At 54.6% G+C, this 3,043-nt stretch carries 3 protein-coding genes; all 3 read left to right on the top strand.

What is annotated here, in order from left to right:
• The first annotated feature begins 364 nt into the window (after window positions 1-364).
• From GSP01_RS14405 to GSP01_RS14415, 3 genes are read left to right on the top strand one after another with little or no spacing between them, the layout of a single operon-like run.
• Window positions 365-1,360 carry a glutathione S-transferase family protein gene (locus GSP01_RS14405; RefSeq protein ID WP_141354640.1) on the top strand — a complete coding sequence of 332 codons (996 nt, stop codon included), beginning with the start codon at window positions 365-367 and terminating at the stop codon, window positions 1,358-1,360.
• On the top strand, window positions 1,357-1,980 hold the full coding sequence (locus GSP01_RS14410) for an alpha/beta hydrolase (RefSeq protein WP_141354642.1): 624 nt from the start codon (window positions 1,357-1,359) through the stop codon (window positions 1,978-1,980). Before GSP01_RS14405 ends, GSP01_RS14410 begins: the two co-directional genes overlap by 4 nt.
• 11 nt (window positions 1,981-1,991) lie before the next feature.
• Complete coding sequence (locus GSP01_RS14415) at window positions 1,992-2,906, top strand: LysR family transcriptional regulator (RefSeq protein WP_141354644.1); 915 nt, start codon at window positions 1,992-1,994, stop codon at window positions 2,904-2,906.
• Window positions 2,907-3,043 lie beyond the last annotated feature (137 nt).

A 3,043-nucleotide genomic window follows, 5' to 3' on the forward strand; every position in this document is an offset into this window, starting at 1 on the left:
AATTTCTCACAATAATTCAGAGAAATCATTACCTATATTCTGAATAACACCAAAATAACCAAAAAAAAATGCAAATAACCTCTATTAATGCGGATGAAATTTTCAGAAATTGTGATTTTTATTATATAATACAAATAAAATACTTCCTAATGAACGTCTTCATGAGAGGGTTACCATGAACATTACATGAAGACATCCAATCGCAACACTCCTTCCCACCAGGAAGGAGTGCCTTGCTTCTACGGCAGCTAATCTTTCGCATTCGGTCATATTAATAATAGCCGAGCAAATAATCTCTGCATCGAAAGAAAACGCCTTTCTTTCGATGGAAGATTATCATGATACTGTAAAACAGGAGTTTCCAATGCTGGTTGATGGACAATGGGTCGAAAACTGGCAGCCGGTTCAGGCCAAGGATGCGAAAGGCGGCTTTGTCCGCCAGACCTCGTCTTTCCGCAACTGGATCACCCCTGACGGTAGTCCCGGCCCCACAGGAGAAGGTGGTTTTACAGCCACAAAAGAACGCTATCATCTTTACGTCGCCCTGATCTGTCCTTGGGCGTCACGTACGCTCATTGCCCGTACCCTGAAAGGGCTGGAAGATATCGTGTCGGTATCGGTCGTCGAACCCACCCTCACCGATCAGGGCTGGCGTTTTGGTGATTATCTGGGAGCAAACGTCGATACGCTCAATGGCGCAACGTGGATGCATGAACTCTATACCCGCGCCGATCCGCATTATACGGGTCGCGCCACAGTTCCGATCCTGTGGGACAAGGAAAGAGGGACGATCGTAAACAACGAATCTGCCGATATCGTGCGGATGTTCAACTCTGGGTTTGGCACGCTGGCGTCGTCGAATTACGACCTTTATCCTGAAGCCCTGCGCAGTGAAATCGATGTCCTGAACGACGGACTGTATGCGCAGCTCAACAACGGCGTCTATCGCGCCGGATTTGCAACAACCCAGCAGGCTTATGACGAAGCCTTCGAGGGTGTTTTCAGCATGCTGGACACGTTGGAAGCGCGTCTGTCCGCAGACATCTCATGGCTGGTCGGAGACCAGTTGACCGAGAGTGACATCCGCCTGTTCGTAACGCTGGTCCGTTTCGATGCCGCCTATCATGGGCTGTTCAAGTGCAATCGCCGCCGCCTCGCGGACTACCCGAACCTGAACCGCTATCTGGAGCGGATGCTGGAGGTCAGAGGCGTCGCGGGAACCGTCAGCCTCGATCATATCAAGCGCGGCTATTATTCGATCAAGGCTCTGAACCCCAATGGCATCGTGCCTCGTGGACCCGACCTTGCATGGGCGGCACGTCTACCTGCAACACCTCGCCCATCGGGGGTGGAGACATGAGCGCCGGCCTGATTATCTTCCTGCATGGGGTCGGCAGCCAGGGCGCTTCCTTTGCGTCGTTAATGGCTCAATGGGGGGCAGATCTACCCACGCTAGCCCTTGCCGCTCCCGATGCGCCATTCACGTTCGACCTTGCGCCAAACGGACGACAATGGTTCAGCATCAAGGGCGTGACGGAAGCCAACCGGACGGAACGGATCGTCGCTGCGCGGCAGGCTTTTGACGACACGCTCCAGTCCTGCATCTCGGAGGCCGGCTTTGAAAACAGGCTGGACCAGGTGGTGCTTGTGGGCTTTTCTCAAGGATCGATAATGGCGCTAGATGCCGTGGTCTCCGGCCGCTGGCCCGTGGCTGGCGTGGCCGCCTTTTCCGGGCGACTTGCCTCGCCCCCCTTTTATGCTCCGTCCACGGGAACACGAATTCTGCTGATTCATGGCGATGCGGACCCCATCATGCCTGTGCAGGAAGCCCACGTGGCCGCACAGATCATGACAACGATCGGCATGACCGTCACATGTGACATTCTGCCCGACGTCGGCCATACTCTGACGACTTCGGGAATAACGCGGGCGCAGGAATTCATACGGCCCCTTCTGCTTTCCGGTTCGTTTGCGTCCTAAGGACCTGTGATTTGGATCGTCTAAGCCTTGACCGCCTGTTCGTCGCCGTTCTGGAAACAGGAAGTTTTATCGCGGCATCCGGGCGAATGGGAGTCAGCAGCGGCCAGGCCTCCAAGATGATGTCCCGCCTGGAAGCCGACCTGGGCGTGCAATTGATCAAGCGGACAACACGCGCCCTCTCCGCCACCGAAATTGGCCAGGTCTATTATGAGCGTGTCAAGGTTCTGCTCGAAGAGCGGGAGGCACTCGATGCATCTATCCGCCAGACATCGGGCGCACCCTCGGGCAGACTGCGGATCACGGCCCCGATGTCGTTCGGTGCCGTCCAACTGGTGCCCGCGCTGCTAGCCTTTGCTGAGCAATATCCCGGCATTAGCCTAGATGTCAGTTTTTCAGACCGGCTGGCGGACCTAGTTGAGGAGGGCTTCGATCTTGCCGTTCGCATCGGGCGCCTGTCCGACAGCAGCCTGATTGTCCGCAAACTGTGCGATGCCCGGATCGTCACTGTCGCCGCCCCGACCTACATCACAGACCGTGGCGCCCCCCAGCGTCCGGAAGAACTGTCGCAGCATACATGCATCATCGACACCAATTTCCGCACACCCCACAATTGGTCTTTCCACGACAAGTCATCACGACAAGACATTCAGGTTCCCGTGATCGGACGCATCGCCTTTTCAAACGGAGAAGCGTGCCTGACAGCAGCTGAAAGAGGCCTAGGAATAGCCTATCTGCCCAGCTTCATTGCAGGCCCCAAAATACGGGAAGGTAAGCTGACAACCCTACTACACAACTTCGAACCGGCAGTTCTGGGAATACACGCCCTTTACCCACCCGCACGGCATCTTGCTGCAAAGGTACGGGCCCTCTCCGATTTTTTCTCGGATTACTTCAGGAACCGGGCAGAATGGGACGAAGGCTGGTAATTTTCTTTCAGGGCGCAGCCGATACCTAGAGGAATCTAAAAACTTTTAATTAACTACTCTTTTCCCTGATTTTTGGTTTTTGACGTGTTGACTTCTGTTTCTTGGAGTTGGTTTTCGCTCTGCGTTTTGCGCAGATG

The organism is Gluconobacter sphaericus NBRC 12467, from assembly GCF_006539125.1.
Taxonomy (GTDB): Bacteria; Pseudomonadota; Alphaproteobacteria; order Acetobacterales; family Acetobacteraceae; genus Gluconobacter; species Gluconobacter sphaericus.

Coding starts and splice junctions, on each gene's coding strand:
- GSP01_RS14405 (WP_141354640.1), top strand. CDS start 365: ATGCTGGTTGATGGACAATGGGTCGAAAACTGGCAGCCGGTTCAGGCC.
- GSP01_RS14410 (WP_141354642.1), top strand. CDS start 1,357: ATGAGCGCCGGCCTGATTATCTTCCTGCATGGGGTCGGCAGCCAGGGC.